This is a genomic window from Rhodococcus sp. RDE2, from assembly GCF_020885655.1.
GTDB classification, from domain to species: Bacteria; Actinomycetota; Actinomycetes; order Mycobacteriales; family Mycobacteriaceae; genus Rhodococcus; species Rhodococcus pyridinivorans.
The window spans coordinates 4,453,532-4,480,140 of sequence record NZ_AP025186.1 but is presented as its reverse complement, the minus strand read 5'-3'; the positions used below and the strand labels follow the sequence as shown (position 1 = coordinate 4,480,140).

30 protein-coding genes and 1 tRNA gene are annotated in these 26,609 nt (G+C 66.0%); 17 read left to right on the top strand and 14 right to left on the bottom strand.

The window, feature by feature from the left end; translation table 11 throughout:
- Genes LPH33_RS20770 through LPH33_RS20720 form a run of 12 tightly spaced genes read left to right on the top strand, consistent with a single transcriptional unit; the run spans window position 1 to window position 9,270 of the window.
- Window positions 1–1,578: a hypothetical protein gene (locus LPH33_RS20770; RefSeq protein WP_229565775.1), complete on the top strand. Its 1,578-nt coding sequence runs from the start codon at window positions 1–3 to the stop codon at window positions 1,576–1,578.
- 14 nt (window positions 1,579–1,592) lie between these two features.
- Entirely contained in the window at window positions 1,593–1,976 is a 384-nt protein-coding gene (locus LPH33_RS20765) for a phage gene 29 protein family protein (protein WP_229565773.1), read from the top strand.
- The gene (locus LPH33_RS20760; RefSeq protein ID WP_229565771.1) at window positions 1,973–3,502 is read left to right on the top strand and encodes an N-acetylmuramoyl-L-alanine amidase; all 1,530 of its coding nucleotides are present in this window, start codon (window positions 1,973–1,975) and stop codon (window positions 3,500–3,502) included. Before LPH33_RS20765 ends, LPH33_RS20760 begins: the two co-directional genes overlap by 4 nt.
- Window positions 3,503–3,504: 2 nt before the next feature.
- Window positions 3,505–3,975, top strand: coding sequence for a hypothetical protein (locus tag LPH33_RS20755; RefSeq protein ID WP_229565769.1), 471 nt, complete (start codon window positions 3,505–3,507; stop codon window positions 3,973–3,975).
- 3 nt (window positions 3,976–3,978) lie between these two features.
- Window positions 3,979–4,263, top strand: a complete 285-nt coding sequence (locus LPH33_RS20750) for a hypothetical protein (RefSeq protein ID WP_229565767.1) — start codon at window positions 3,979–3,981, stop codon at window positions 4,261–4,263.
- Window positions 4,260–4,466, top strand: a complete 207-nt coding sequence (locus LPH33_RS27000; protein WP_420714455.1) for a DUF7620 family protein — start codon at window positions 4,260–4,262, stop codon at window positions 4,464–4,466. The genes LPH33_RS20750 and LPH33_RS27000 overlap by 4 nt, the downstream gene beginning before the upstream one ends.
- The gene (locus LPH33_RS20745) at window positions 4,463–4,846 is read left to right on the top strand and encodes a hypothetical protein (RefSeq protein ID WP_229565765.1); all 384 of its coding nucleotides are present in this window, start codon (window positions 4,463–4,465) and stop codon (window positions 4,844–4,846) included. Before LPH33_RS27000 ends, LPH33_RS20745 begins: the two co-directional genes overlap by 4 nt.
- Window positions 4,847–4,896: 50 nt before the next feature.
- Window positions 4,897–5,916 carry a hypothetical protein gene (locus tag LPH33_RS20740; protein ID WP_229565763.1) on the top strand — a complete coding sequence of 340 codons (1,020 nt, stop codon included), beginning with the start codon at window positions 4,897–4,899 and terminating at the stop codon, window positions 5,914–5,916.
- Window position 5,917: 1 nt separating this feature from the next.
- Window positions 5,918–6,718 (top strand): glycine-rich domain-containing protein, encoded by an 801-nt coding sequence (locus LPH33_RS20735; protein ID WP_229565761.1) that lies wholly within the window; start codon window positions 5,918–5,920, stop codon window positions 6,716–6,718.
- A 3-nt stretch (window positions 6,719–6,721) separates the two neighbouring features.
- Window positions 6,722–7,033: a hypothetical protein gene (locus LPH33_RS20730; protein ID WP_229565759.1), complete on the top strand. Its 312-nt coding sequence runs from the start codon at window positions 6,722–6,724 to the stop codon at window positions 7,031–7,033.
- Window positions 7,030–7,611, top strand: coding sequence for a hypothetical protein (locus LPH33_RS20725; protein ID WP_229565757.1), 582 nt, complete (start codon window positions 7,030–7,032; stop codon window positions 7,609–7,611). The genes LPH33_RS20730 and LPH33_RS20725 overlap by 4 nt, the downstream gene beginning before the upstream one ends.
- A gap of 3 nt (window positions 7,612–7,614) precedes the next feature.
- Window positions 7,615–9,270, top strand: a complete 1,656-nt coding sequence (locus LPH33_RS20720) for a hypothetical protein (RefSeq protein ID WP_229565755.1) — start codon at window positions 7,615–7,617, stop codon at window positions 9,268–9,270.
- A 239-nt stretch (window positions 9,271–9,509) separates the two neighbouring features.
- On the opposite strand, the gene LPH33_RS20715 is transcribed toward LPH33_RS20720, so the two are convergent.
- Together LPH33_RS20715 and LPH33_RS20710 are read right to left on the bottom strand one after the other, a co-directional pair.
- Window positions 9,510–10,808 (bottom strand): hypothetical protein, encoded by a 1,299-nt coding sequence (locus LPH33_RS20715; protein WP_229565753.1) that lies wholly within the window; start codon window positions 10,806–10,808, stop codon window positions 9,510–9,512.
- 5 nt (window positions 10,809–10,813) lie between these two features.
- Entirely contained in the window at window positions 10,814–10,963 is a 150-nt protein-coding gene (locus tag LPH33_RS20710; protein ID WP_229565751.1) for a hypothetical protein, read from the bottom strand.
- A 199-nt stretch (window positions 10,964–11,162) separates the two neighbouring features.
- Between LPH33_RS20710 and LPH33_RS20705 the strand changes: the two genes are divergently transcribed.
- Window positions 11,163–12,080 carry a tyrosine-type recombinase/integrase gene (locus LPH33_RS20705; RefSeq protein WP_229565750.1) on the top strand — a complete coding sequence of 306 codons (918 nt, stop codon included), beginning with the start codon at window positions 11,163–11,165 and terminating at the stop codon, window positions 12,078–12,080.
- 57 nt (window positions 12,081–12,137) lie between these two features.
- On the opposite strand, the gene LPH33_RS20700 is transcribed toward LPH33_RS20705, so the two are convergent.
- From LPH33_RS20700 to LPH33_RS20665, 8 genes are all read right to left on the bottom strand, one after another.
- Window positions 12,138–12,992, bottom strand: coding sequence for a hypothetical protein (locus LPH33_RS20700; protein WP_229565749.1), 855 nt, complete (start codon window positions 12,990–12,992; stop codon window positions 12,138–12,140).
- 81 nt (window positions 12,993–13,073) lie between these two features.
- A complete protein-coding gene (locus LPH33_RS20695; RefSeq protein WP_229565747.1) occupies window positions 13,074–13,841 on the bottom strand; it encodes a DUF2637 domain-containing protein in 768 nt (255 codons plus the stop codon).
- Window positions 13,838–14,017, bottom strand: coding sequence for a hypothetical protein (locus LPH33_RS20690; RefSeq protein ID WP_229565745.1), 180 nt, complete (start codon window positions 14,015–14,017; stop codon window positions 13,838–13,840). Before LPH33_RS20690 ends, LPH33_RS20695 begins: the two co-directional genes overlap by 4 nt.
- Window positions 14,014–14,187, bottom strand: coding sequence for a hypothetical protein (locus LPH33_RS20685; RefSeq protein WP_229565743.1), 174 nt, complete (start codon window positions 14,185–14,187; stop codon window positions 14,014–14,016). Before LPH33_RS20685 ends, LPH33_RS20690 begins: the two co-directional genes overlap by 4 nt.
- Window positions 14,184–15,167: a helix-turn-helix domain-containing protein gene (locus LPH33_RS20680; RefSeq protein ID WP_229565741.1), complete on the bottom strand. Its 984-nt coding sequence runs from the start codon at window positions 15,165–15,167 to the stop codon at window positions 14,184–14,186. Before LPH33_RS20680 ends, LPH33_RS20685 begins: the two co-directional genes overlap by 4 nt.
- 114 nt (window positions 15,168–15,281) lie before the next feature.
- Window positions 15,282–15,470: an XRE family transcriptional regulator gene (locus tag LPH33_RS20675; protein WP_229565739.1), complete on the bottom strand. Its 189-nt coding sequence runs from the start codon at window positions 15,468–15,470 to the stop codon at window positions 15,282–15,284.
- 177 nt (window positions 15,471–15,647) lie between these two features.
- Window positions 15,648–15,718, bottom strand: a tRNA-Gly gene (locus tag LPH33_RS20670).
- Between the two features lie 87 nt (window positions 15,719–15,805).
- Window positions 15,806–16,630: an oxygenase MpaB family protein gene (locus LPH33_RS20665; protein ID WP_088897986.1), complete on the bottom strand. Its 825-nt coding sequence runs from the start codon at window positions 16,628–16,630 to the stop codon at window positions 15,806–15,808.
- A gap of 109 nt (window positions 16,631–16,739) precedes the next feature.
- On the opposite strand from LPH33_RS20665, the gene LPH33_RS20660 reads away from it, so the two are divergent.
- The 4 genes from LPH33_RS20660 (at window position 16,740) to LPH33_RS20645 (ending at window position 19,928) form a co-directional block, all read left to right on the top strand.
- A complete protein-coding gene (locus LPH33_RS20660; protein WP_088897904.1) occupies window positions 16,740–17,375 on the top strand; it encodes a TetR/AcrR family transcriptional regulator in 636 nt (211 codons plus the stop codon).
- Window positions 17,376–17,409: 34 nt separating this feature from the next.
- Entirely contained in the window at window positions 17,410–18,000 is a 591-nt protein-coding gene (gene dcd / locus LPH33_RS20655) for a dCTP deaminase (protein ID WP_016696219.1), read from the top strand.
- 79 nt (window positions 18,001–18,079) lie between these two features.
- Window positions 18,080–18,808 (top strand): DUF5995 family protein, encoded by a 729-nt coding sequence (locus LPH33_RS20650; protein WP_143543552.1) that lies wholly within the window; start codon window positions 18,080–18,082, stop codon window positions 18,806–18,808.
- Between the two features lie 55 nt (window positions 18,809–18,863).
- Window positions 18,864–19,928 (top strand): beta-mannosidase, encoded by a 1,065-nt coding sequence (locus LPH33_RS20645; RefSeq protein WP_229565737.1) that lies wholly within the window; start codon window positions 18,864–18,866, stop codon window positions 19,926–19,928.
- On the opposite strand, the gene LPH33_RS20640 is transcribed toward LPH33_RS20645, so the two are convergent.
- The 4 genes from LPH33_RS20640 to LPH33_RS20625 are packed head-to-tail and all read right to left on the bottom strand — an operon-like array spanning window position 19,920 to window position 26,504.
- A complete protein-coding gene (locus LPH33_RS20640; protein WP_229565735.1) occupies window positions 19,920–21,566 on the bottom strand; it encodes an ABC transporter in 1,647 nt (548 codons plus the stop codon). The genes LPH33_RS20645 and LPH33_RS20640 overlap by 9 nt on opposite strands.
- A complete protein-coding gene (locus LPH33_RS20635) occupies window positions 21,563–23,038 on the bottom strand; it encodes a glycosyltransferase (protein ID WP_229565733.1) in 1,476 nt (491 codons plus the stop codon). The genes LPH33_RS20640 and LPH33_RS20635 overlap by 4 nt, the downstream gene beginning before the upstream one ends.
- Entirely contained in the window at window positions 23,023–24,507 is a 1,485-nt protein-coding gene (locus tag LPH33_RS20630; protein ID WP_229565732.1) for an archaeosortase/exosortase family protein, read from the bottom strand. Before LPH33_RS20630 ends, LPH33_RS20635 begins: the two co-directional genes overlap by 16 nt.
- A gap of 5 nt (window positions 24,508–24,512) precedes the next feature.
- The gene (locus tag LPH33_RS20625) at window positions 24,513–26,504 is read right to left on the bottom strand and encodes a hypothetical protein (RefSeq protein ID WP_229565731.1); all 1,992 of its coding nucleotides are present in this window, start codon (window positions 26,502–26,504) and stop codon (window positions 24,513–24,515) included.
- Between the last annotated feature and the right edge of the window lie 105 nt (window positions 26,505–26,609).

Below are 26,609 nucleotides of genomic sequence, written 5' to 3'. Positions count from 1 at the left end.
GTGAGATACGACCTCGACGCGGACCTCGCAGCGATCGACGCCCAGGAACACGAAGAGGCAGCGCTCGCACTGCTCCGGACCCGGGTCACCATCCACGACCGGAACCTCGAACTCGTCGGGGACGTCGAAGGGGAGTACGACGCCGACTGGGAAACGATGTGCAACGAGGTCGGCGAGGCCTCGGTCGGTCTCGACGGTGAGGATGATCTGGCGCAGTGGGCGATCGACGCTCAGCATCTCGAGCAGGACATGTTCCTGGTGTTCCGCTCGCCATGGAAGAAGGCGTGCTTCAAGGTCTTCGACATCGAGTACGACGAGGACGAGCACGGCAACGCGATCGTCCGGCTGATGGCCCGTCACATCCTCGACGAGATGAAGCACCTGCAGTGCTGGCCCAACACCTTCGCTCCGCTCGCGGTGCAGGCACCGAAGATCGACTTCCAGTGGGGCAACTCGATCAAGGTCTGCAAAGGGTACGCCCACCGGAATCTGCTGCGCGAGCAGCAGCCCAGCTGGATCCCCGGCTTCGATATCTGGGATGCGGCGAACTGGCGGGCCAACTTCGATAACGCCAAGTGGCCGATGGTGATGATCCCGTACATCGAATCTCGGGATGGTGTCGGCCCGTGGTGCGCGCTTGGTTCCCGGATGGATGATTACTGGGATCTCGTGCACCCGACGCTCGAGGACGGCGGGCTGCAGCTGACCGGCGACATCTGGGAACCGGGCGATCCGCAGCCGTGCCCGTCGCACTTCATTCTCGACCGGCCGACGATGGTGTTCGACATCAAGAAGCGCGCCACGATCCCCGGTATCACCGGGACCATCCTCGACCCCATCCGGGACCTACTGCGCATCTTCGGATCCGACGGCACTTCCGACACGGTCACGATCGCCGATCCGAACGACGACCCCGACAATGCGGACCCGAACGGACCGTGGGTCATCTTCCGTCGCGGTCAGCACCGCGGTCTGAAGTCGAAGATGGTGATCCACAAGCCGATCGAGCACACCATCATGACCGGCGGCAAGTCGCCGGACGCGATCAACCAGGGTGCAAAGCTTCTGTCGAACATTCTGCTGGGACTACTCGGCAGCCTCATCGGCATGCCGTGGCTGACCCTCGGCATCTTCGACAAGGCGGTCGAGGACGTCATCCTCGCATGGGGCAGCCTGACCAACTACCAGCGCAAAGCCAACATGGGCCGATTCGCGCACAAGTCCGGATTCGAGGCCGGCGGCGGCGTCGCGGTGTCCCCGTCCGGTCTGCAAACCATCCGTGTCGGGCTGCACAAGGCTCGCGGCTACGTCAGCTTCGCATCCGAGGTCGACGACGCGAACCCGTATCGAGTGGGCCTGCACATCGACGACGGACTGCGCGCCGGATTCGAGATCGGTGACCGGATCTGGCTCTCCCACATCGCCTCGGTGCGCCAGTCCTGGTCGCGGGACAACCCGGACCAGCCCTGGGAGATCAACGTCGGCGACTACCGATCCGAAGAACTTGCCGGAACGCGAGCACTGCGCGCAGCTGAAGCGATCAGCGGCGCGCTGCGCCAGCACTCGAGCGCCATCTAGACCAGGAGATCGACGTGACACCCGAAGAACTACAGAGAGCACTACCGGAGGGGATGCACCCGTACGCGTACGTGTTCATGCACCCACCCACCAACGGCGAGATGTCGCCGGTGGCGACGTTCGAGCCGGACGAGATCAACTCGCTCGCCAAGCACATCGAGAACCTCGGCTTCGAACCGGTCAAGGAACCCCGCGTTCGTTACGACCCGCCGATCACAGGCCCGATCCATCCGCACAACCCGGGGCAGTGGAACTCGACGAAGCGGCCGGCGCCGAACCGCCCGGACCCGTACGCGCACATCCGTGCCCAGCTCGCCGAGCTGCCGGCCTCCGCGCTCGCCGAGATACTCGAGGACCCCCGGGGCGAGGCGAGCGCAGCGGCAGGAGAAGACGGATGAGCAAGCGCGACGAGTACGCCCGCGAAATCCTGCGTGCCGGCCGCGATCTCGGTGTCACCCCGAAGGGCATCGTCATCGCGTTCGCGACGGTGTCCGTCGAATGCGACTGGATCATGTATGCCAACCGCGCCGATCCGGAGTCGCTGAAGTTCCCGCACGAGCGGATCGGCAGTGACAGCAAGTCGAGTGGCCTGTTCCAGCAGCAACCCCCGTGGTGGGGCACCGTCGCCGACCGCATGGATCCGTACCGGTCGGCGGTCATGTTCTTCGAGGCCCTGAAGAAGCTGGACTACAACGACGAGGGCCGAAGCCCCGGCTGGTATGCGCAGGCCGTGCAGCGTTCGTCGTTCCCCGATCGCTACGACACCCGCATCGACGAGGCACTCGAACTCTACGAGCGCCTCGCAGGTGACATCCCCGAATCCGCGGAAGGACAACTTGTGCCCGCGTACACCATGAACGAGATCGACCTGACCGGGTCGCACGGCAGCCACAGCGGCCGCAACGGCGCGAAACCGTGGCTGTTCGTCCTCCACACCCAGGAGGGCGGAGGCAACGCCGAGGGCCTGCACAACTACTTCAAGCGCGCCCCGGTGTCGTATCACTACACCGTCGACAACGGCACGCTCATCGGCTCGGTGGACACCGACCGGGCGTCGTGGTCGGTGCTCGACGCGAACCCGTACACGATCAACCTGTGCTTCGCCGGATCCCGGGCCGCACAATCCCGCGAGGAGTGGATCGGCAAGTTCGGCAACGCGATCGATCTCACCGCCCAGGTCGCGGTGCGTGACTGCCTGAAGTACGGCATCGATCCCCGCGTGCTCGCTCAGGACTACGCCGCAATCGGCCGACGTACGCAGGGGATCTGCGACCACTCCGGCATCACCTTCGGGCTCAAGATCGGCGACCACACCGACGTCGGGAAGAACTTCCCGTGGGACGTGTTCACCGACCGGGTGAACCACTGGCTGCACGGGAGTGGTTCGGCCACACCGCCCGCACCCGTGGGCAACGCCATCGATGACGAAGCCGAGGTCGCGAAGGACTGGATCGGTAAGCGCCTCACCGACGGCGAGGGCGACGCGATCGACGGCGGCAAGTATGCCCACTTCGAGAACGGCTCGATCTACTGGCATCCCACCACCGGGGCCTGGGCGATCCCCGCCGCGATCATGGAGCCCTACGCGGCGCTGCGGTGGGAGCAGTCCTACGTCGGCTTCCCGGTCGGCCGGCACACCGTGTTGGACGAGGGCGTAGTCCAGGGCTTCCAGGGCGGCGCCATCTACCGGAAGAACGGCTACGGCGGCCACGTCGTGACCGGCATGATCCGCGCGTTCTGGAACCGCTCCGGCTACGAGAACGGCCGGTTCGGCTGGCCGGTCTCGGACGAGATCTGGGCGAACGAGAAGGGCACCGTCCGCTACCAGAACTTCGAGGGCGGCCGCATCACCTGGTCTGCCGACGGCGCGGTCGGCACTCACGAGCGTCCCGGCTTCGACGCCATCACCACCGAGGAGAACTGACCATGTCCGACAATGTCATCGACATCATCACCCGCCAGGTCATTGAGAAGGTGGGCGACGAGATCGAGTCGCGCACCCAGGCCGCGGTCAGGTCTGTCGTCGAACAGGCGCAGAAGGAACTCGTCGAGCTCGTGGGGGCATCCACCCCACCGCCACAGGAACCGGTGCCGTCGGTGATCGTCGGCGCTGGAGGAGGTGGCGGATCGTCGTCCTTCCCGTCAGTCTCCGTGCCCCAGTTTTCGGCGAAGGCGGACGCGAAGGATCGGGCATGGCGCACCCTCGTGCAGGGCATCGTCGTCACTGTCATCCTCGCTGTGATCACCGCGTTCGGCGCCGCCGTGGCAGCCCCTGACTTCGACCTCCTCACGTGGGACTCGTGGAAGGCTGCCGCGACAGCGGGCGGGACCGCGGCAGTGATGGCGATCGTTGCCTACTTCCAGCGACTGCTCAACCCTCCTCGTAACGGGGGGTAGCGCATGGACGAGTTCGCGTCGTTCCTCTCCTCGGATATCGGTCTGGGAGGGATTCTCGGAACGGTCATCCTGCTCATCATCTTCGGTGGCCTTGTCCCGTGGAGGCAGCACCGGGCCGCCCTTGCGGAGAAGGACAAGCAGCTCGACGAGTTCCGCCAGGACAAGATGGCGCAGCGGCAGATCATCGACGAGCAGGCGAATCAGATCTCGCTACTCATCCCGAAGATCGAGCTGTCGGTGCATATCGCCGATGCGTTCAAGAAGTTCGGTGCGGGGGAGGGCCCGTGAAGTGGTTTCGGAAGAAGAAACGGCCCGACTCGACCGCAGTGGAACGAGCGCGGGCGGAACGGATTTTGACGGAGAAGCACCTCGAGGAGGTGCGGGCGCAACGCGAGTACGTCGACCATTTGGCCGATCGAGCAGAGCGAGCGTTGCGGATCAACGGGTTCGGCGAAGACGCGGCCCGGGCAATGAAGCGGAGGCACGCATGATGGTGCGACGGGGATTGCTGGGTATCGGCGCGATGGCATGCGCGATTGTAGTGGTGCTCTTCGGTCCCCAGGCCGAAGCTCGAATCCTGATCGGCGCAATGACCTTGTTCGCGTTGGTGTTCGCCACTCTGTACACCCGATCCCCGTGGCGGTCGACCGAGGCCGGCAAGTCGCTGATGTTCACGGCGTTGGCGATCGCGGCAATCGGATTGCAGCAGTTGATTTTCTGGTGGTTCGGTGACTACCCGGGCCGGGATGAGTTGCGCGCTGTCGCCTATTCCGCGTTGGCGTTGGCGATGCTGCACCGGGTGATTGTGCTCTGGGATTCGCAGCATCAGGTGCCGCCGGACCTCGAGCACGCAGAGGTAGGAGAGCGATGACCTCACCTGACGGATTCGTCCCCGGCGGTCCAAATACCGGCTGGGGCGACATGTCCGAGATGGCCGAGGAATTCGTCGAGCACGGGCTCCTCGGGTGGATCCTCGGGTTGATCGGTGGTGCGATCACTGCCATCCTCGGCGGGTTTGCGTCGGTGATCGACGCGATCTTCGGGACTGTCAACGACGACTACGTCCGTGACTTGCCGGTCATCAATGACCACTCTCGGTCGATTGAGGAACTCCGCGAGGCGTACGACCAGCTCGTTCTCCAGGGCCTCGCGATCGTGTTCGAGTCGAACAACACCTACTACCCGTCCGAGGATGTGATCTCGCTCGACGTCATCATCCTCGGGGCGGGTGGCGGCGGCGGCGCCGGCCGCTGGGACGTCCTCGGCGGATCGCGCTCCGGCGGCGGGGGTGGCGGTGGCGGTGGTGAAGTCCACACCTCGATCAATGCGGCATTGCTCGAGCGGAATCCGGACGGCACGTTCGCTGGCGTCGCTATCACTATCGGTGCTCCGGGAAGCGCTGGAGTCGGATCGGAAGTGTCTGGGTCCGGGGGAGGTGATACCAGTTTCGGAACTTATCTGACCGCTGGCGGCGGAAACGGCGGACAGGGAGGCAGGAACGGATACGGCGGACTCGGAGGCATCGGAGGCTCCGGAATGATCCCCGGCGGCAAGGGCGGAAACGGAGCTCCACTCGAAGGCTTGGCGCTTCCCGCCCAGAAGGGTGGAGACTCCACCTCTGCCTACTCGCTCAATGGTGGCGGTGGCGGTGGCGGCGGAGGTGGGGTCAACACCGTCGCCAACTCTCCTGGGGTGGGCGGCATTGGAGGAATCTCTCCAGGCGGATATGGCGGGGCAGCTACCCGCAACGGCACCCCGCCATCGGCGGTAGTCGCGACAGGCGGTGGAGGCGGGGGCGGCGCGATCTCGACTGACCTCAACGGTGGCGCTGGCGCCTACCCGTCCGGCGGCGGTGGTGGCGGCTACGGAAGCACCACGCTAATGACCAACGGCGGTGCAGGTGGGGCAGGCCGCTTGTATGTGATCGAACGAAAAATCTGACATGGCATCAACCACACGCATCATCGTCTACGACATCCCCGGCATCTACCTGTGGACACCAGAGGAAAGGGTTTACGCGTTCGATGTCATCGTCAAAGCGTCAGGCGGGGGCGGAGCATCCGGGATGTCCCATAGCGTCACCACCTCCAGATTGTGCGGGTCCGGTGGCGGCGGCGGCGCGATCACGATCGCCAACCGCAGGTTCAGTGCCCTCGACTTCCTCCGTGAAACGGAAATCGTTGTGGGCGCCGGCGGCCTTGGTGGGGCTTCCCCTTCGGCGGCGGACGGCGCATGGAATCCCGGGGAAACCGGTGGATTCTCCGCTTTCGGTGATGTGCTCCGCGCCGAAGGCGGATTCGGTGGCGGCCGCGCCCTAGGTAACGAGCAACCCGATATCGCCTTCGGCGGCGACGGTGGTCACGGCGTGCTCCGTGGAGGCAAAGGCGCAAGCTTCGTCGCCGCTGCACCGGATACCAACTCGGGGATTGTCCGCCTTCTCGCTTCTGGCGCGGGCGGCGGGCGCGGGTCCGGCTACAACTCGTCCGGTTCCGTGTTGACCGCCACTAACGGGGGACGCTCCGGGCCGCAGAACGTCGGTGCGAACTGGCGGACGCTACTTGCCTCGACCCATACCGCCGGGAACGGTGGCGCGGGAGCAAATTACGCGGGACCCGGATACGACGGGCAGTCTCCGTCCGGCGGCGGTGGAGGCGGCGCGGGCGGAAATCCCGGCACGGCAGGAGGGCGAGGCGGGGATGGGCAAGTCGTTGTCATCGAATACCTACGAGAACCAGAGGTGTGAGCAGTGCCCACAGCAACCATCGTCGAAACCGGACTCAGGAACTGGCCCTCATCCGACGCCACCTTGTACCGACTCGACCCGCCTGTCGAAGGCGTCGACCAGGTCGTCGTCTGGGTGACGCCCGCTCAACCGCACCTCCCTGCACGCGCGGTCGTCGTCCCGTCCGGTGAGCAGCGTCCGACTTCCCTCAAACCGATCGTCGAGTACGCGCACCCGGCCGGACCGAATCATGCGGGCGCGCTGTGGTTACTCGGCGGTTACGACATCGTCGAGGCAGCGACCGCCGACGAGACATCGGACGGGGGTGCACAATGACGCGTATCACCGGCACGGTCGTCGACATCGCCGACCGTCCCGCCGACGGCATCCTCAGCGTGGCCGCATCCGCGCTCCGATCCAGCTCCGGCGGCAAGGTCATCGACCGCATCCGCGTCGATATCGACATCGTCGACGGCGTGATCGCCGCCAACAACCTCGATCCGGGGCCGGCGAAGATCGTCCTCGAAACGGATGGTGGGTGGACCGAGTACGAGGTCAACATCCCGGACGTCGCCGAGATCGACCTGTACGCGTTGCTGAGCGATTACATCCGCTACGACCCGCCGGTGGTCGGCGCGGCACAGAAGGCGCTCGCCGACGCACTCGCCGCAGCGCAGCGCGCCGAGGCCGCGGCGGAGTCCACGGACCTGCTGCCGGACGGCGGCACGGACGGCCAGGTCCTCACCAAGTCCGGCGACGGTCTCGCCTGGGCCAACCCGCCCACCGGTGGCGGGGGAGGTGGTGGCGGCATCTTCCTCGACGCCGACGGCGTGCCCTACTTCGACACGACCGCCACCGGTGGCGGCTCTATTGCACTCGACGCTGACGGCGTCCCCTACGTGACGGGAGTCTGATCCATGACCCAGCCAACACCGACGCAGCCGGCGTCGAAGCGCCTCGTCACCGAAGAGCGCGCTAACGCCACTTATGCCCCGCGTTGGGTCGCCGAAAAAAGCTACGCGGCGGGCGACGCGGTCCTGCTCCCGAACGGCAAGACCGGCACCCGCACCACCGCCGGAACCTCCCGCGCCACGTTCGACGCCACCGAGGAAGCAGCGTGGACCGTCGCGTCCGGGGTGCCGTCCGGAGGCACGGCGGGACAGGTGCTCACCAAGGGCAGCGGAACCACGGTCACATGGAGCGCCCCGACCGCGTCCGATGCGATCGCCCGCAAGCGTAACGTCACCGCGCAGCGCCGCGACCTGCCCGGCGTCGTCTCCCGAGTCACACTGCCTGCTGGGTTCACGTGGCAGGACGCCCCGATCCGCATCTTCAAGGACGGCGCCCGCTACATCACCGACTTCGACGTCGCCCGCTTCAAGAACACCGGCGCCGGCCTGCTCTACGTCGACCACGTCAACGGCCTGGACTCGAACGACGGCCTCACCCGAGCGACCGCGAAGAAGACCCTCACCGCCGCGATGACCACCGCCGCAGCCGGGGACACGATCCTGATCATCTCCAAGGGCGTCTACCACCGGCAGCTGTCGGTCATCACCAACCGCATCCGCAAGTCGGTGAACATCATCGCCGAAAACCCCGGCGAGCTGACCGTCTCCTACTCCGATGCACTCACCTACACGCAGGACGCGACGAACACGAAGGTCTACACCGCGACCCGCTCGAACGTCCGAAAGGTCATCGACCTCGGCGTCGGCGACACGGGCGGGTTCGAGTACACGCAGGTCGCGGACATCGCGGCGTGCCAGGCCCAGCCCGGATCGTGGTTTCAGAACGGCACCACCGTCGGCATCCACACGCTCAACAGCACCGTGCCGAGCAACGACCAGCACATTGCGCTGCTCGCCGGTGAGATGTTCTACGTCGACGCCACCACGGCGGATGTGTCCCTCTACCTCGAGGGCTTCACCATTCTCGGCAGCAACTCCGGTCTGACCGGAGACCCGAACTCGACGTTCCAGATCGACGTGTACTGCAAGGACATGGACTTCATGTGGGCGACCGGTAACGCCGGGGACGTGCTCGGCAACGCCGTGAACATGCAGGGCGTGCGCTACGCGTTCTTCCAGCGATGCCGTACCGCGCACTCGAACAAGGACGGATTCAACTACACCGCCTACAACAAGGCGCAGGAACTCAAGACCGCCACGAAGTTCCTCGAGGTCGACTGCCATTCGTGGGACCACGGCATCGGCAACGCCGGGGCGTCGAACACCCACAACGCGACAACCGCTCACGCGGGCTGCGTCGGCATCCGCATCGGTGGGACCTACCACCACACGCGGGGCGCGCTCGTCGCCGACGTCCAGGCCAACACGAAGACAGTGAACTACTCGTGCACCGCCTTCGACTCCCTGGCGTCGACGACGGACGGCTACAACTCGGGGTTCTGCATCCAGCAGGACGGCGCGGAGATGTGGGTATTCGACGGCACGGCCTTCGGTTGCGCGTACGACGTCTTCACGACAGCTACCGCGCCGCTGCACGTAATCGACACCCAGTTCGATACGCGGCTGACGAACGCGGCCTACGACATCGTGAACGCGCTGTGATCATCGTGGGAGAATCGGGCAATGACTGATCGGATTCCGTACGGTCGGGAGTGGGATGGCTTGCCTCCCACGTGCGACGATTGCGGCGTTCCACTCGGTGCGTTGCATGATCCGGGATGCGATGTTGAGCGATGCCACCATAGAACCCTCGACGGGCAACTGCAGCAGAAAATCTCGTGCCACGAGTGTGCGATCCTGGACTGCAACGAAAAAGGGCACGACATTCGAAACGGGGAATGCTACTGGTGCGGGTTCATCCCAGACGAGTAGCTGCGTACGCCCGTCTGTACTGACTCAACTCGGGAGGTCGCGGTATGTCCGCGGCCTTCCGGGTTGGTCGCTCGGGTCGCGACCAGGATGCCGAGGCAGAGCGCAGGAAGCGGATTCGAGAAGAAGTAGGTTGCTGCTGGGATAGCGGCCACCGTGCCGGACAGCACGAACAGGAGCAGGGTGACGCGCCACGGATCAGGATCTCGCACCTGCTCCACGCAGAGCTTGACGACCTGCCACAGCAATATCCCCAGCCAGAGAAGCCCGAACAGTCCGAACTTCAGTAGCACGTAGCTGGTCAACAGATGAACGTCATCGACCGCGCCAAGTGTGCGACCCGAGGACAGCAACGTGACCCTGTCGGGCGACATTGATAGGTCGACACTGGCCCCAGGCCCCATGCCGAACAGCAAGGCCAGGGGGGAGTCATCAAGTACAGCCAGGACTCGATTCGTTTCGTAGCCGCGTTGGGCGATCGTCACGTCTTCGAATCGGTAGGCGCCGAAAAGAATGCGGTACGTGCCGTCGCTCAGCATCCACCATGTCGCATAGATCGCAGCTCCAAAGGCAGCGAACAGTCGCAGAGAGCGCGGCAGGACGAGGAGCAGGAGGAATCCGCCGCACACGAGAAGTGAGGTGATCAGCGCGATGCTGGGCGGGTGGGAAGCGGGAGCGTTCACGATGCGCCACCCGGTCAGTCCGAGGATCACGATTCCCAGGAATGTGAGGCGTGCGCGGCGCTCCGGATTGCGGGCTGCGAGGTAGAGGGCTCCGAATCCGGCCGGAGCGGCGATCGCCACGAACGGCGGCATGTCGCGAGCAAGGACTGCCGAGACCAGACCACCGATAATCAGCACCCAGGTCAGGCGTGCTTTCAGGTCGTCGGTCCAGTAGCCGGCGGTCAGTCCAGCTGCGGCGGCGAGAAGGAATCCGGCATACAGCCCAGCCGCCTTGGCAGAGGCAAAGAGTCCTTGGTCGTCGGTCAGCAGTGTTGCAGACAGGAAGCTCGACGTGAGTCCGACGGCGACGAGCATGGTCCACCAACCGGGGAATCGGTAGCGGATCGTGCGTCCTCGCGTTGGAGGAAGGAGCAGGGCGATTCCGAATGCGACCAGGCTGACAGGAAGGGTGAATCGCTTCGCTAGACCGGAGGCTGCAAAGGGGTGCATCGACGGGTAGACCGCTGCGATGACCAGGCTGCTGGCGCACGCGACGGCGATGGAGAGGGTGATTGCCGTGGTGATGCGGCGGGCGCTGAGTGTGTCCATACGAATCAGTGCCTGAACTCTGCGATCGCGGCGACAACGAGAAGGACCACCAGGGCGGCCGTCATCGGAAGTCCGTACATCGTGTAGGTCACGCCGACGATTGCCAGCACACCGAGAGCGCCGAGAATGATCACGGCGGGATGGCGAGAAGTCATACCAAGGAGTATGCGGCCAACGCCGTGATCTCACCGAGTTGGCGCCTGCGAACCCGCCCGTAACGCATCCCGCGATGGCAGTTACAAGGCTGCTCTCAGGAACCGGGAGTAGCTTCCGGAAGCGTCAAACAAGATCGGCCCCGAACCGGTGATTGGAGCACCGGCCGGGGCCTTGCCACCACACCACCGCAATGGAGTGATGACCGTGCATGACGCTACCCCCACCGAGGTTCTCCCGCCCCGGCAGATGACCAAGCACGATCTGCTGGTGGCGGGATTCCTCGCCCGCTACACCGGACAGTCCTTCACCGCCTACGAGACCGACATGCGCCTGTGGTTCCAGTGGTGCCGCGGCTACGGCCTCGACCCGATCTTCGGCATCGAACGCGCGCACATCGAGCTCTGGGCGCGCTACCTCGAGATCGAACGAGGCAATGCGCCGGCCACTGTGCACCGTCGCCTGGTGTGCCTGCGCGTGTTCTTCTGGCTCATGCAGGAGGACGGCGTCATCGACAAGTCTCCGGCCGTCAACGTGAAGATGCCTCGCTGGACGACGGACCTGACGAAGAAGATCGGCCTTGAGCGGCAGGACTTCCAGTCGCTCATGTTCACTGCGCGAAACTCGACGCCGGCCGACGAGGCTCTCGTCGCGATGCTCGGTCTGCTCGGTCTCCGTGTCTCGGAAGCCTGCTCGATCAACGTCGAGGACTTCCAGGACACCGAACGCGGACACCGCGTCGTTCGCTTCACCGGCAAGGGCACCAAGTCCGCTTCGATCCCGCTACCCGTTCCGGTGCTGCGCTCGATGGAGCGCGCCGCCGGCGAACGTCGTCGCGGTCCGCTGCTGTTGCGACGCGACGGCTCGCGTATGACGCGACGATCCGCCGATCGTGTCGTGAAGCGTCTCGCGCGACATGCCGGTATCGGCAAGCCTGTCTCATGTCACACGCTGCGACACACCTTCGTCGTCGCGGCTCTCGACGCGAAAGTGCCGCTGCGACAGGTGCAGCTCGCAGCGCGACACTCCGACATCCGTCAGACGCTCGCCTACGACAGGGGCCGCGTCAGTCTCGACAACCACGCCGCCTACGTCGTCTCGACGTTCATGGCGGCATAGCGCACTGCGACAGAAAAGCGCCCCACCTCTACGCGAGGTGGGGCGCATCTCGTCATCTCAGGAGTTCCACTGATCGGAGCACTCTTGGGTCCAGCCGGTGGTGCCGTCGGTGAACTGCGTCGTGCCGGTCTGCGACACCGACGGATCCATGCAGTAGTCGATGGTCTTCCCGACAAGCGGCTGCGGATCACCGATCGGAGCTCCGGTGTACCCGACTGGGGGATTGCCTGCCGGCGCCACTGCAGGGGTCTGAGCTTCGGTCGTCGGTTGCGTGGTGACGGAGACCGAGGTGGTCGTGGTCGCTACCGACGCAGCAGGGGCGGGTGCACCGCCACTATCGCGCGCGGCCGACAGGTCTGCCACTCGGTACGTCGGGCCCTGGATCGAATGCTGCGGTCGGTAGACAAGAGTGCCGTTGGGGTCCGGGGTGTCGAGAAGCACCCAGCCCTCGTAGATCGACGAGGCATCGAATGCCGTATCGAAGTTGTCCCGATCCGCAATGCACAGGTCAGAGTTGACGAAGACGGACTTCGTCACTCCATCTGTGGTGATCACGGAGAAGTCCCGCTCGGTCGTCCGTACGAAGCTTGTCGCGTCGTAGTCCGCGGGAGTTTCGACGCGGGCCTGGACCGCGACGTAGATGCCGTCCGCCGGTGTCGGCGCGCCATAGTCGACTGTGCACACCGGGTTCTTCTCGATGTCGAGAATCGTGACAGTGCCGAGAGTCTTCCCGATTCGGTCCTGGGCGTCGAACGATGTGCCGAGGGGGATCAGCTCTTGGGATGGTGCGGCAGTAGCGGACTCCGTGGTCGCGGTCGATGCTGTCGTCGCATCGTTCTCTGATTCTCCGCTCCCGCACGCGGCGAGTAGTAGTGCGACAGCGGGGACAAGGGCGACGGTGCGAAGTCTCATGTCCGGATCATCCGATCTTCAGGTCGGTGCGTTACGAGGTGTCGCGGCCCCGCGGGTGCGCGGGGCCGCGACGGGGTGGGGTCAGACTGCGACTGTCGCGCGTTCGAGTGTCGCGCGGTGCGCGGTAACCCAGCGCTGCACCTTGTCCTTCGAGACGCCAAGTTCGGCGCCTGTCGCGCGGACCGTCTTGCCTTCCTCGACAACGCGACGGATCGCGACGGTCTTCAGTTCGTCGTCTGCCGCGCTGGCTTTTGGTGTCGCGGGGGAGTGATCCTGTCGCGGTGTCGCAGCAGGTCGTGGGGCTGTCTCGGGTGCGACACGGAGCCGGGTCACCGGTCGCGCGGGCGTCGCATCCGTGCGGTCGTCGCGGGTCGCGCTGTCGGCGACTGTCGCGACGATCGGTTCGGTCCAGGTATCGCGGGCAGGTGCTGTCGCGGTGTCGCCGTCCTGTCGCGCGAGCAGGATCGTCAGGTGCACCGCGGCGAGCGTGACGAGCGGGGGAATGACGGCGATGCCGACACCGATCGGGGACTCGGTGAGCTGCCACGCGTGGATGCCGTTACCTGCGACAGAGACGATGGTGCCTGCGACGAGCAGCGCCCACGAGTACGCCCGTGCGACGCGGTGTCGTGCGACGGCGGCCGCGACGGTCGCGACGACGACCAGGCCGTCGACGGCGACGGGGATCATCCACGCCTGATCGGCCGGCACCTTGTACTCGACGGCGAGTTCGGCGATCGCGGTGAAGGACCGCCAGAAGCTGGTGACCGCGACGGCAACGGCCGCGACAGCGGCGAGTGCGACGGCGACGGTGGCGCGCGACGGCAGGTGCTTACGGATCTCGGTCACAGGGTCTCCTGTTCGATCGTGGCGCGGACCTGGTCGAGGAGGTCTGCGTAGTGGCGCAGTCGCCGGGCGGCGGTTTCGGGGGTGTCGAGTTCGGTGAGGGTGGCGTCGTGGCGGAGCTGGCCGGCGAGCGCGCGGAGCTGTACCTCGGCGGGGGCGTTGGCGAAGGTGTCGCTCATTCAGTCCTCCCGGTGATGTCGTAGATGCCGGCGCACAGCGTGGTGAACGCGTCGCGGTAGGCGTCGGCGAAGGTGTCGACGCCGTCCTCGAGCAGGCGGTTGTGGGCGGTGTCGATGAGGATCTGGGCGTCGGCGACGAGGTCGAGCAGGGTTCGGTCGTCGGCGATCACGCGGCACCGCTCACGGCGGCGTGGTTGCAACGCTGGGCGGGCTCGACGATCGAGTTCTTCTCCGGCCCGAGGAGCCAGCCGAACTGATCGCATCGGTCGCAGCTGGCAATCGGGGACTTCGATGTGGTGCGCGTCTGGCCGGGTGCTCGGAGATCGCGCCAGGCGGGCAGCCATGCCTGGACAAACCGTGCGGGACTGTCGGGCTGGTACTGCCGCTGAGCGGCTTTCACCAGGGCGGGGACGTCGTGCTGCTCGACGAGCTTGGAGATCTCGGCGCGCTGCTCGTCGGTGAGCTTGCGGAAGCTCGCATGGAGGCCTTGAGCGACGAGTCCGTTCGCGAGTTCGTCGAGTCGCATCTGCACGAGGGGCGTCTGGGCTGCTGCGGACTTCTCGTCGATCTCGTTCTTGTTCTGATCGAATTCCGCTGCTGCCGCCGCGTTGTTGGTGGTGATCGCTGCAGGAGCGGTGGCTTCATGCTCGGGCGCATTGCTGCGGACGGTTAAGGATGGTTCAAGGGACGGTTTGTAGGACAACAGTGTCCGGTCGGTGAGGACACCCGTGTCCGGACGTTCTGCATCAGATGACCGGCCGGACATTTTGTCCTGCCGTGAATCCGAGGTACGTGCGGACAAATTGTCCGGTCGTTCGTTCGAGGTCGACTCAGGAAGCTGAGTCGGAACCGCGGGCACCTGGATCTGGGTGATGTCGAGGTCCCAGACGACAGGCCGGCAGTCCTTGCGGATGTGCGCTACGTGCCGCTGATCTCCGCGCCGGATCAGGCCTCGGGCTTCGAGTGCCTTCAGATGGCGGCGCACGGTGCGGGTGCTGCAGCGTCCGCGCTGAGCCAGCCATTCCTGTGACGGCCATGCGCACCGGCCGTCGTCACCGGCCCGGTCGGCGAGTGCGATGAGGATGATGTGTTCCTGGGCGCATTCGACCGGCGCGAAGGTAAGTGCCCAGTTGACGGCCGCGATGCTCACGAGAGCACCGCCGAGGCGAGATGGGTATGCTGACGCATGGTTCGACTCCTACTCAGTCGGACTATCCGGCCCGTCGCGAGGTGCAACTCGTGGCGGGCCTCTTATGTGGTTGTGCTACTTCAGATCAGTGCGTGCGCCGCGGCCTGGACGTCGTGACTGCCACTCTCGGATCGTCTCGGGGCGCCATCCGCGGATGTTCGCGATCATCACGTCGGGAGCTGGCAGGTCGTACTTGACGATGGAAGTCGGCTTGACTCCGATCATCTCCGCGACCTCCGCGCGAGAGAGGAAGTGTTCGGTCATCCTCGGCTGCTCCTTCGGCTCTGTGGAAGTGACGATACCTACTGCTATTGGTGACGTCAACACAAACGGCTGTAGCCACTCACCCGTATGGGCTGTGGCTACAGTTTCGGCTACAGCGGACTGTAGCCACGATGTTCGATTGTGGTGTTTGCGCTGGTGAAGCGCGGTATTTATGGGAGCCGATGACGGGAATCGAACCCGCGTATTCAGCTTGGGAAGCTGATGTTCTACCATTGAACTACATCGGCACGCTGGGCTTTTGCCGATTCTCACCGACTCCGGCCCGAGCTTTCGGAGCAAACTGTAGCAGACTCTCAGGGTCGATCGCGGGACCCCTAGACCAGGGATCGGCCCGTCCGGATCCGCCACCGCATGTCGGCCAGCAGCACGCGGTAGGGCAGCTCCCGCACCGCGACCGGCAGCCTCTTGTTCACCACACCGAGAGCTCGCATGACGCGGTCGAAGCGACGCTGGTCGCTCGGCGTCCACGGCAGCAGCATCTGCTCGCGGAACAGCTGCGGCAGGAAGCCGGCGGTGAAGAACAGGTTGAGCTTGCCGAACAGGGCCGGGACGGGCTGGGGCAGGAACTCGATCCGGGCGATCGACAGCAGGTGCTCGCGGATCGTGTCGTCGATCTTCACCTTGTGGAGGTTGTCCTCCCAGTACTGCTCGAACGCCGCGCGGTCCTTCGGCCACATGTGCTGCGGCACCTGCAGTGTCGTGCCGAAGGTCGCGCCGTTCTGATAGAAGTACTCGATCGCGTCGTCGGGGATCGGCCCGTACAGCGCGCGGTGCACGTCCTCGAACCCGCGGTAGATGCACGACGCCACCCACAGCTGCAGTTCCGGGTCCATCGCGTTGTATTCGACCGGGCTCGACTCGGTGGAGCGCACCTGCGCGTGGGCCTTGTTGACGCCGCGACGGAACAGGCGCTTCTCGTCATCGGTGCCGCGTGCTGCAACGGCGAGATAGGTGAGGGTGGTGCGGGTGCGCTTGATCGGGTGGTCGAACAGCCGTCCCGACTCCACGCGCGACTCGTAGACGCCGTAGCCGACACCGGGCCACGACAGCTGCATGATGATGTTCGCTGCTCCGGCGGCCAGGCCGAGCCCGTCCATCGTGTCGTCCAGGCCGACGGGCTTGTCGACGGTCGTCGTCATCGGATGTCCCTCCATCGTTCGAAGTGACCACGACTGTACTCAGATGCGCGCCGACGGTAAAGACCGGAGGTTGCGCGGAACGGAGACCGGACGCTGCGAAGATAGGGGTATGGCAACTGGACGGCTCTACGGTGGACGCGCAGGCGAGGAACGACAGGCCGATCGGCGAGCGCAGCTGATCGAGGCCGGTCTCGACCTCCTCGGAGCTGCCGACGGCGAAGCCACGCTGTCGGTGCGCGGTGTCTGCAAGCGCGCCGGTCTGGCGTCGCGCTACTTCTACGAGAGCTTCGCCGACCGCGACGAGCTCACCGGTGCCGTCTACGACCACGTCGTCCAGCGCATCGCCGAGAGCACCCTCGCCGCCGTGACCTCGGCACCCGCCGCCGACGACCGCGCGATCGTGCGGGCCTGCGTCGAGAACATCGTCCGCGAGATCGACGAGGACCCGCGGCTCGGCCGCATGCTGTTCTCCGTCAGCCAGGCCAACACGCAGCTGGCGAAGCGGCGCCTCGACTCGACCCGCATGTTCGCCGGCCTGGTCACCGCTCAGGCCGAGAACATCTACGCCATCACCCCGAGCCCCCGGCTCGACCTCGCGGCGCACTATGTCGTCGGCGGACTCGCCCAGGCGCTGACGGCCTGGCTCGACGGCACCGTGCCGCTGAGCCACGACGATGTCGTCGAGGAGTGCACCGAACTGCTGCTCACGATGTCGACGCAACTGCGGCGTGACTCGGCCACGTAGAAACCCTCGACCGGGAGATTGTTAACCTCTACTCGTGCTGCTCTCCGATCGCGACATCCGCGCTCAGATCGCCTCCGGGCATCTGGGCATCGACCCGTTCGATCCGGAGCTCGTGCAGCCGTCGAGTGTCGACGTCAAACTCGACAGCCTGTTCCGCGTCTTCAACAACACGCGCTACACGCACATCGACCCGGCGAAGCAGCAGGACGAACTGACGTCGCTCGTGCAGGTGCCCGAGGGCGAGCCGTTCGTGCTGCACCCCGGCGAGTTCGTGCTCGGGTCGACGATGGAACGGTGCACCCTGCCGGCCGATCTCGCCGGCCGCCTCGAAGGCAAGTCGTCGCTGGGCCGGCTCGGTCTGCTCACGCACTCGACGGCCGGGTTCATCGACCCGGGCTTCGACGGGCACATCACCCTCGAGCTGTCCAACGTCGCGAACCTGCCGATCACGCTGTGGCCGGGCATGAAGATCGGTCAGCTGTGCCTGTTCCGGCTGACGAGCCCCGCTGAGCACCCCTACGGCAGCGCGAAGGTCGGGTCCAAGTACCAGGGCCAGCGCGGGCCCACGCCGTCGAAGGCGTACCTGAACTTCGTGCACAAGCACCCCGACGCGCGTCCCAGCTAGTTCTTCCCCGCCCCGCGGTTCTTTCCGGGACGGCAGCTGCGGGTCCACAATGATCCTCATCCGCACGGAGGAGGGGACCGTGGCGCTGCACGCGAACGACATCGACGAGGTGATCGGGATCCTCGACGGCATCGTCGACGAGACCGCGAAGAGCGGTGATCCGCGGGGATGTTTCGCGGCCGTCTACCGGCAGATGACCCTGGCGGTGAAGGCCGGCGTCTTCGCGGACAAGGACCGCATGAACAGTATCGACACCCTGTTCGCGAACCGCTACTTCGAGGCCTACGAAGCGGCCACACCGACCAGGGCGTGGCAGATCGCGTTCGATGCCACGAAACAGGGCCGGCTGATCGTGCTGCAGCACCTGCTGCTGGGCATCAACGCGCACATCAATCTCGATCTCGCCGTCGTTGTGGGTGAGAACCTGTCGGGTGACGAACTGGACGCCTTCCGCGCCGACTACGACAAGATCAACGGCATCATCGCGGGGGTGATGCCGAAGGTGCGCGACGCCATCGAGTCGTTCTCGCCCCTGATCAAGATCCTCGAACCGGTCGACGCGGTGCACCCGGTCCTCGACTTCGCCTTCGACCGCGCGCGGGACAACGCGTGGGTATGGGCCGAGATGCTGTCGCAGATGGATGCGAACCTGCGCCCCGCTGCGATCGACGTCCTCGACCGGAACGTCGCCGTGCTCGGCAGGGTCATCGCACGCCCCGACCCGCTGACGTCGGCCCTCGTCGGCCTCGTTCACAACACCGAGAGCAAGGACATGCGCCGGATCATCCGGACCCTCGACAACCTCTGACGACCCGATGTCCGGATGCCTGCGTACACGGCTCCGTGGCGGTTAATCTCTGGACGTGCGCGTCGCTGCGGTCGCCACCGCCCTGCTGCTCCTGCTCGCGGCCTGCGCGCAGGACACTTCGTCGCGCCCCTCGCCTCCCGAGGATCTGCCGGTGGTGCGTGCCGACGGCGACCGTCTCGTTCTCGACGACCGGACGTGGTGGCCCGCCGGACTCAACGCCTACCAGCTCGGCACCCGCTGGGAGGTCAACCAGGGATGCGGTGCCCAGGTGGATCTCGACGAGTTCTTCGGCACGCTGGCGCCGCGTTCGATCGTGCGTTTCGACGCCTTCCAGTCCCACGCCGTGCACCGGATCGGCGGCACGCTCGACTTCACGGCCCTCGATGCCGTCTTCGACGCCGCCGAGCGGCACAGGGTGTATCTGATCCCGGTTCTCGCCCCGCAGGACAGCGATTGCGACGCGGGTGGATACAAGCAGGCGGACTGGTACGACACCGGTTGGCGCGACCCGCTACCCGGTCATGTACTCGCCTACGACGACTGGGTCGCGACGGCCGTCGAGCGGTGGGGGTCGTCGTCGGTAGTGGCGATGTGGGAGTTGATCGGCGAACCCGAGACCGCGACCTGCACCGACGACGAGTGCACCCTCGAACGACGCGAGTGCGTGCCCGGCGGTGCCCGGCTGCTCCGCAACTGGATCGACGACGCGGCCGCCATCGTCCGTGAGCACGACCCGGACCGGCTCGTCACCGTGGGCACCATCGGAGGCGACCAGTGCGGTTCGGCCGGCGACGATTTCGCGACCGTCACCGACGCCGAGCACCTCGACGTCGTGCAGTACCACGACTACGACGACGCCCAGTTCCTCGAACAACGACTCGACGGGTTGTCGAAGCCGATGCTCGTCGCCGAACTCGGCGTCAGGGCCGGTTCGTGCCGGGCGGTGAGCGAGCGTGCCGACATCGTCGACCGCACGCTCGAGCAGTACCGCGATCTCGGGGCCGACGGTGCGCTGATGTGGTCGTTCGTCCCCGACCCACGACCGGACGAGTGCACCTACGACATCGGTCCGGACGACCCGGTCCACTACGTCCTACGGCGCCACCACCGCTCAGGGTGACGTCCGGTCGAGTACCCGGAAGAGACGCCAATCGGGTTGGTCGGCACCGTCGTTGGGAATCTCGAGTTCGAGTACCGCGATGTCGCTGCCGGTCTCGTAGATGGTGGGGTAGCGGCGGTTGACGGCATCCGACGTTCCTCGGCCCTCGTTGGGGACGGTCAGGATGTACTCGACCCCGGAGGCGGAGGGACGGTTGAGTACGGCGGTGAAGTCGGCATCCGAAGGGACGACGAACGTCTCGGGGCGTTCGGTGGCCGAGAAGATCGCGAACCCGTAGACCGTGTCCATCAGCACCGAGCCTGGCGGCAGGTCCATCGCGTCGAGATATTCGGCGATGCGTCGTTCGGTGGAGAACGCCGCGATCACCCGTCGCTGCTTCTCGCGCACCTCGGACGGATCGTCGTTGTCCGGGAACAGGACCGTGCGCAGCGCGTGCTGTTCCTGCGACAGGGTGGGCGAGCCCATCGCGACGAACGTGACGGGAAGACTGCACACGAGGAGCACCGCACCCAACGGTGCCGCGCCACTGCGGTCCTCCGCCCTCGGAACTGCGTGCGGTCCGGGACGTCGTGCCGTGAGCAGTCCGCGTCGCGGTGCCAGCTGCACGACCCATACCGCGAGCAGCGGGATCGCGCAGATGTAGAAGCGCAGGAACGGGAAGGTCATTCCACGCGCATAGGACAGGGCCGCGAATCCCAGGACCGCGCCGAAGACGACGAACGGCACGAGGGGTTCGAGATCGCGTCGCCGCCATGCGAGCACCGCCACGATCGGGATCAGCAGCGGAAGCGCCGGTCCGAGCACGACGGTCTCGGCGAGCGAGAAGGCGATCGCACCGAGCCCGCCGGACGAGCCGCCACCGCTCTGCTCGAGGATGGCGGCATTGCCGTAGGCCGAGGTGAATTGCGCGAGCCATTCACCGGTGACGAGCCAGCTCGTCACGACGAACGCGACGAAGGCCAGCGCGAGGGGCGCGGCGACGAGGATCGCGTCCATGATCGCCGGCTGCCATCCCGAACCGGGAGCGTAGCGACGCGACCGGTAGTGGACGAGCAGCGCGACGAAGACCGTCACCGCCCCACCGACCGCCAGCGCGTCGTATCGCGCGAGATACGCCAGCGCCAGGGCGATTCCGGCCAGTGCCAGGTCGTGGATGTCGTCGGTGCTGCACCAGCGGATCAGGCGACGCGCGGCCCAGCACAACGCGAACAGGAACGGTGCCTCGCTCATCCCGTTCGCGCCGTAGTAGACGATCATCGGGTTCAGGGCGAACACCGCCGTCACTGTCCACACGAACCACGGCGGGCAGCCGCGATCGCACGCGATGCGGTGGATCTGCACCGCAGCACCGGCCATGAACGGCGCCGACATGAGCACCGCCGTGACGGCATAGGCCGACAGCACCGGGAACCACGCCGACAGTCCCGTGAGGGGCACCTGGACGAGTGCGGTGAGCGGCGTGAAGACGAACCCGATGGCGGCGAGGTGCGGGTCGCGGCTGAGCAGCACCGACCGCGCAGCGCTCACGCGGCTGAGCGCATCACCCTGGTAGTACTGCACGTCCAGCGCGAGCCACAGTCCCACCATCAGATAGATCAGGCAGGCGGTCCAGAACACCCACGCGCTGCGGGCCCTCACGACGACAACCCGTGGAAGGTCTTCTCCCAGTAGGAAGGATTACGGATGAGCTGGTAGGTGCCCTTGATCGCCGCGATCGACATGAGGACCCAGTAGAACGGCACAGTCAGGCACGGCCACCACAGGTTCGCGTGCCCGGTCTCGCGGCATGCCACGAAGTTCATGTACATCACGGCGACGTTGCCGAACACGAGCGAGATCAGCGCGGGGAAGTAGGCGTACCAGGGGAAGATCTCCTCGATCAGCTCCGCCTGGCCGAGCAGCCACGCCAGCGTCGTCATCCAGAACACCATGTTCAGGCACGCGATGATCGGCGTGCCCGCGAGCAGGGTCGTGAAACGCAGCATCCCCGCGGTGCCGATCACCCGCCACAACCGGACGGGCCGGCGCATGTGGACCAGCCAGGTCTGCAGATAACCCTTGTACCAACGGGATCGCTGCCGCACCCAGTTGATCGGATCGCTGTTCGCCTCCTCGAGCGTGGTCGAGTCGAGAACCGCGGTGGAATAGCCGGATTCGGCGATCCGCACGCCGAGGTCGGCGTCCTCGGTGACGTTGTACGGATCCCACGCACCGATCTCGTCGAACACCGACCGACGGATGTGGTTCGACGTGCCTCCCAGCGGGATCGGCGAGTGCGACTTCATCAGTCCGGGGAGGATGAAGTTGAACCACAGTGCGTAGTCGGCGGTGAACCAACCGGTCAGCAGGTTCTGAGTTCCGTTGTGGAAGGCCAGCTTCGCCTGCACGCATGCGACATCGTCGCCGAGACGGTCGAAGACGACGACCACCCGGCGCAACTGCAACGGCTCGGGCAGATCCTCGGCGTCGAAGATCGTGACGATCTCACCGGTCGTGAAGTGCAGACCGTAGTTGCACGCCTTCGGCTTCGTCCGCGGGTCGGCGGCCGGGACGAGCAGGATCTCGACGCTCTCACCGAGCCCGGCCTTCTCCGCGGCCTCGATCGTGACGGTGTCGTCCTCCTCGAGCAGCAACAGCACCTGGAGCTTGTCGGCCGGGTAGTCGAGCGCGGCCATCGCGGCGAGCAGGTCGCCGACCACCTCGGGTTCGTTGTAAGCGGGGACGAGCACCGTGTACGGCGGCAGCTGATCGTTGGTGAGGGCACGCGCTTCGTCGTCGTCGACGATGAACTGGGCGTCGCGTGCCATGCCGCGGGTGAAGAGCAACAGCCGGTCGGCGAGGGTCGCGATGTACCCGAAGGTGCACAGCACGGTGAAGACGATCAGGGTAGGTTTCGTCGCCACGACGAGCGAGGCCACGAAGGCCGCGGCGAGGGCGAATCCGAGATACTTCTGCCACGGCACGAATGCGACCGACGCCGACGAGACGGGGCTGCGTTCGCGGAGTCCGTGCACGGCCTCGTGCAGCGCCGCCTTCCGGTAGGCGTCGAACTCGGCGGTGTTCTCGACCGGAACATCGTGTCCGGAGCCGACGTTCACGCGCCCTGCCATTGCGCCTCCACGAGTTCGCGACCCACTTCGATCAGCATGGAACGATCCTTGTACTCAGGCTCGCTGTCCTCGACGGTGCCGTTGCCGCGCAACAACACTCGCATCAGGGTGCGCGCGTTGGCGACGGTGTTCGGTTCGGGTTGCGGGAACGGCGCGTCGAGTTCGTGGTTGTCCACCGTCAGCAGGCTCACCCGCTGGGCGACGGTGTCGCTGCGGGTCCAGACGAAGCTGAGCAGGCTCCACGTCAGGAGCAGTGTGTCGTCGACGACGGTGAAATATTCGGCGGTCACGCCGCGACCCAGATCGACGTATTGCTTCGGGCTCACCCGCGATTTGCCCAGTGCGTACATCGATTCGGTGGGGTACACGGCGAACGAACCGACACGACGCACCTGCAGGGTCTGCACTGCGACGGTGCGGGGACGCAGCAGTCGATCCCACTCCGGGTTCGGTTCCTCCGCTCGGAGCATCTGCCGGCGCAGCACCGATCCCTGGCGGAAATAGGTTCGGGGCCAGTCATAGTCGACGGAGGACAACTGCACCCATCCGGGTGGGACGACCTGGGAGGCGGTGCCCGAATAGGGTGGCCCGGCCGAGACGGGAGTCAGACGTTGGTCGGGGAGTGGCAGGAGCGCGGCGAGCAGTGCGGCCACCGCTATGCACATCGCTCCGCGCACGGCCTGGGGAATCGACACCGGGTTCGCCGGCAGTGTGCGGGGGGCGAGTCCGCGGAACGTCCACAGGCAGGCCCCGGATCCCACGACCACCGTGGCGATCAGGGCCGGAACGTACTGGTCCACGGCGATGGGTGCGTCCGGCCATCGTCGATCGATCACGACGAGCGCGATCAGTCCGGTCACGAATGTCGCGGAGCCGTAGAAGAATCCACGAGCCCGGTTGCGCCGCGTCGCCAGTCCGATCGCGGAGGCGGCGAGCACGAGGGTGACCGCACCGGCGACGAATTTCGTCCCGCCGAGCTCGATGAGCACGATGCGGTACACGATGGGTGAGCTGAGGAAGAGCATCATCCATGCTTCCCAGTACGCCGCGGTCACCCGCAGGCCGAACATCGCGATGCACGCGCCGCACACGAACACCCACGCGGCGAGCACGTCGAGATGCATCGCCTGATAGTTCGTCGGGTACCTCGGCATCAGCAGTCCCTTGATCGCGAGGGCGATCAGCAGCAACAGGACGGACGTGATGATGTCGGTCTGCCGGTCGTGGATGGGTAGTTCGTTCCGGCGCCGACGTGTGACACCGATCGCGACCACCGCGACGAGCGGCGGCACGATCAGGACGTACCCGCCCGTGGTGCCCGCGCGGATCTCGTCGATCAACTGCAGCCACGTGGAGTGGAAACCGATCAGGGTTGCGGCGACGATCACGATCCACCGATTGGTGGTGTGCAGCATCGCGTTCGTGAAGAACCGTTCGGTGAACGGCGGTTGCTCGACTGTCGTGGTCATAGCGTTCACCGCGACTGCGGACGGCGCCGGCGGGTGATCGCCCACACCGCGGCGCCTGCCGCACCGACAACCAGCAGGGCGACACCCGCAACGACCACCGCGGTCACCGTGCTGTTCGTTCCCGACGACGCCGCGTCGACGTCGCGGTCCTGGGTCTGGGGATCGACGAGGGCGATCGGATCACGGTCGGGTGCGGTGAACAGCACGCTGCCGTCGAGCTCGAACCAGCGGCCGGGCTCGGCGGAGAGCCAGTCGATCGTCCGATCGAGTTCCTCGGGGACGTCTGTGGAAGTGGCGACCAGCACGGTGCGTCCGTCGTCGCGCACGACCTGCAGGGAGGCGAAGTCCACCTCGGTGCCGAAGGTGAGGCTGGTGCTCTCGCCGTCGGCATTGCGGACCTCGAACCGGCGGTCCTCGGTGCGGACGAGCGGCAACTCCGACTGCAGTCGTTCGGGGAGGACGCCGTTCGCCGCCACGACCAGCGCGGGCGCCGACGAGGTGAGCGCGTCGTCGATCGACACCCAGGTCGGATCCAGCGGGCGCGTGGTGAGCGACTGGAGCCCGGCGACGAGTTCGACGGCACGTCCGACGTCGACGAGTGTGCGACCCGCGGTGGCGACGTTCAACTGTGGCATCAGTGTCTGGGGCAACGACGGAAAACCGACGGGAACGGGCGGGTCGGCGACGGTGCTCGACACGCGGCTGTTGCCGTCGATGCTGAGGGTGACGGGCTGCTGGAGACCGCACTGCTGCTGGGAACCGGTCGTGCGGAGCGCGACGGTGATGTCGGTGAGACGTCCGAGGGAAGAGTTCGGCACCGTGACCACGCGGTCGATCACACCGCTCGCGTCCGCTGCCCACGCGTCGAGCTGGACGTCACCGGCCGAGACGGTGATCAGCCCACCCTGGGCGGCGGGGAGCGGGGTGTAGGAGCCCTTCAGATCGATGGCGACATCCCGGACGGGGCGGCCGAACTCGGCCTGGTCGAGGAACAGGTGCACGTCGGCGATGCCGAGGCCGCTCGTCTCGAGATCGGACACCCGCAGGTCGTACAGGGTGGTCGAGTCCGGAGCAAGGACGGGCGCGACGTCGAAGGCGCCGACGGCGACGTCGGAACCGACGGCGAGACCGGACAGGATGCTGTTCACCAGGTGTCCCTGGTCGAGGAGGGTCTCCGCGTCGCCTCGGACGTACAGGGCGGGAGGGCCGTCGGGAACGGCGCCGAGTTCCACACCCGCGTCCTCGCCTTCGCGGACGACGATCTGGCGGACGAACGGACTGTCGGCGGCCGGGGGAATGCCGTTCGGCGGCAGTTCACGTACGTCCACCGGCACCTGACGTCCGGAATAGCGCGCGGTCACGTCGGCGGCGAGATCCAGGGCGACGGTCGACTCGGCGTCCGTCGGCCCTTCCGTCAGATACAGCTCGAGTCGTTCGAGGACGGGTGGCAGAAAGTCGGCGACCACGGACGGGAGCGTGGGGGTGCCCGCGTACCGGACTACACCGTCGCGCAACCGCACCGAACCGAGGGTCCAGTCCTGGGGGCAGATGTTGTCGACGGCGCTCAGGCTCAGATCCAGCGAGATCACCGCGGCGTCGTTCTCCACCTTCGCGCCGGCGAGTGGAATCGACAGGGGCACGATGTCGCCACCGGCCGGCAGTTCCACCCGGGTGAGCAAGCGTCCGTCCGAGGTGACGTCGATCGATCCGCGCGCGATATTCGTGGGCAATTGGGCGGTGGTGTCGAGGAAAGCGGGAGTATTACCGTCGGGGACGGGAACCGTGAGCGTGACGATATCGGAATTGCCACGGAATTCGATGTCCGGGCCGAGGCCGAGAGTGCGGGTCGGGAAGGTCACCTCGTTCGGACCGGTCGCTCCTGTCGGTTCGGGCTCCTGCGCTGTAGCGGTAAACGGATTCGCGCACAACGTCATCGAGACGGCAAGGGCCAGCATCAGGCTGCGTCGGGAACGGCGACCGGTTCGGTGGGATGTCACCCGAACAGCGTATTGCGTCGGGTCACGAAAATATTGCAGACGCGGCGAGGATTCGATGTGACGTTGTGCTGTTGTAACAAAAACAGGCGAGGCGTCGATTTCAGT

What these genes read in the sequence shown, in the direction of transcription:
- LPH33_RS20760 (WP_229565771.1), top strand. Translation starts at nt 1,973, where the DNA reads ATGAGCAAGCGCGACGAGTACGCCCGCGAAATCCTGCGTGCCGGCCGC.
- LPH33_RS20755 (WP_229565769.1), top strand. Translation starts at nt 3,505, where the DNA reads ATGTCCGACAATGTCATCGACATCATCACCCGCCAGGTCATTGAGAAG.
- LPH33_RS20750 (WP_229565767.1), top strand. Translation starts at nt 3,979, where the DNA reads ATGGACGAGTTCGCGTCGTTCCTCTCCTCGGATATCGGTCTGGGAGGG.
- LPH33_RS20745 (WP_229565765.1), top strand. Translation starts at nt 4,463, where the DNA reads ATGATGGTGCGACGGGGATTGCTGGGTATCGGCGCGATGGCATGCGCG.
- LPH33_RS20740 (WP_229565763.1), top strand. Translation starts at nt 4,897, where the DNA reads ATGTCCGAGATGGCCGAGGAATTCGTCGAGCACGGGCTCCTCGGGTGG.
- LPH33_RS20735 (WP_229565761.1), top strand. Translation starts at nt 5,918, where the DNA reads ATGGCATCAACCACACGCATCATCGTCTACGACATCCCCGGCATCTAC.
- LPH33_RS20725 (WP_229565757.1), top strand. Translation starts at nt 7,030, where the DNA reads ATGACGCGTATCACCGGCACGGTCGTCGACATCGCCGACCGTCCCGCC.
- LPH33_RS20720 (WP_229565755.1), top strand. Translation starts at nt 7,615, where the DNA reads ATGACCCAGCCAACACCGACGCAGCCGGCGTCGAAGCGCCTCGTCACC.
- LPH33_RS20715 (WP_229565753.1), bottom strand. Translation starts at nt 10,808, where the DNA reads ATGGACACACTCAGCGCCCGCCGCATCACCACGGCAATCACCCTCTCC.
- LPH33_RS20710 (WP_229565751.1), bottom strand. Translation starts at nt 10,963, where the DNA reads ATGACTTCTCGCCATCCCGCCGTGATCATTCTCGGCGCTCTCGGTGTG.
- LPH33_RS20705 (WP_229565750.1), top strand. Translation starts at nt 11,163, where the DNA reads ATGACCGTGCATGACGCTACCCCCACCGAGGTTCTCCCGCCCCGGCAG.
- LPH33_RS20700 (WP_229565749.1), bottom strand. Translation starts at nt 12,992, where the DNA reads ATGAGACTTCGCACCGTCGCCCTTGTCCCCGCTGTCGCACTACTACTC.
- LPH33_RS20690 (WP_229565745.1), bottom strand. Translation starts at nt 14,017, where the DNA reads ATGAGCGACACCTTCGCCAACGCCCCCGCCGAGGTACAGCTCCGCGCG.
- LPH33_RS20675 (WP_229565739.1), bottom strand. Translation starts at nt 15,470, where the DNA reads ATGACCGAACACTTCCTCTCTCGCGCGGAGGTCGCGGAGATGATCGGA.
- LPH33_RS20665 (WP_088897986.1), bottom strand. Translation starts at nt 16,630, where the DNA reads ATGACGACGACCGTCGACAAGCCCGTCGGCCTGGACGACACGATGGAC.
- LPH33_RS20660 (WP_088897904.1), top strand. Translation starts at nt 16,740, where the DNA reads ATGGCAACTGGACGGCTCTACGGTGGACGCGCAGGCGAGGAACGACAG.
- LPH33_RS20635 (WP_229565733.1), bottom strand. Translation starts at nt 23,038, where the DNA reads ATGGCAGGGCGCGTGAACGTCGGCTCCGGACACGATGTTCCGGTCGAG.
- LPH33_RS20630 (WP_229565732.1), bottom strand. Translation starts at nt 24,507, where the DNA reads ATGACCACGACAGTCGAGCAACCGCCGTTCACCGAACGGTTCTTCACG.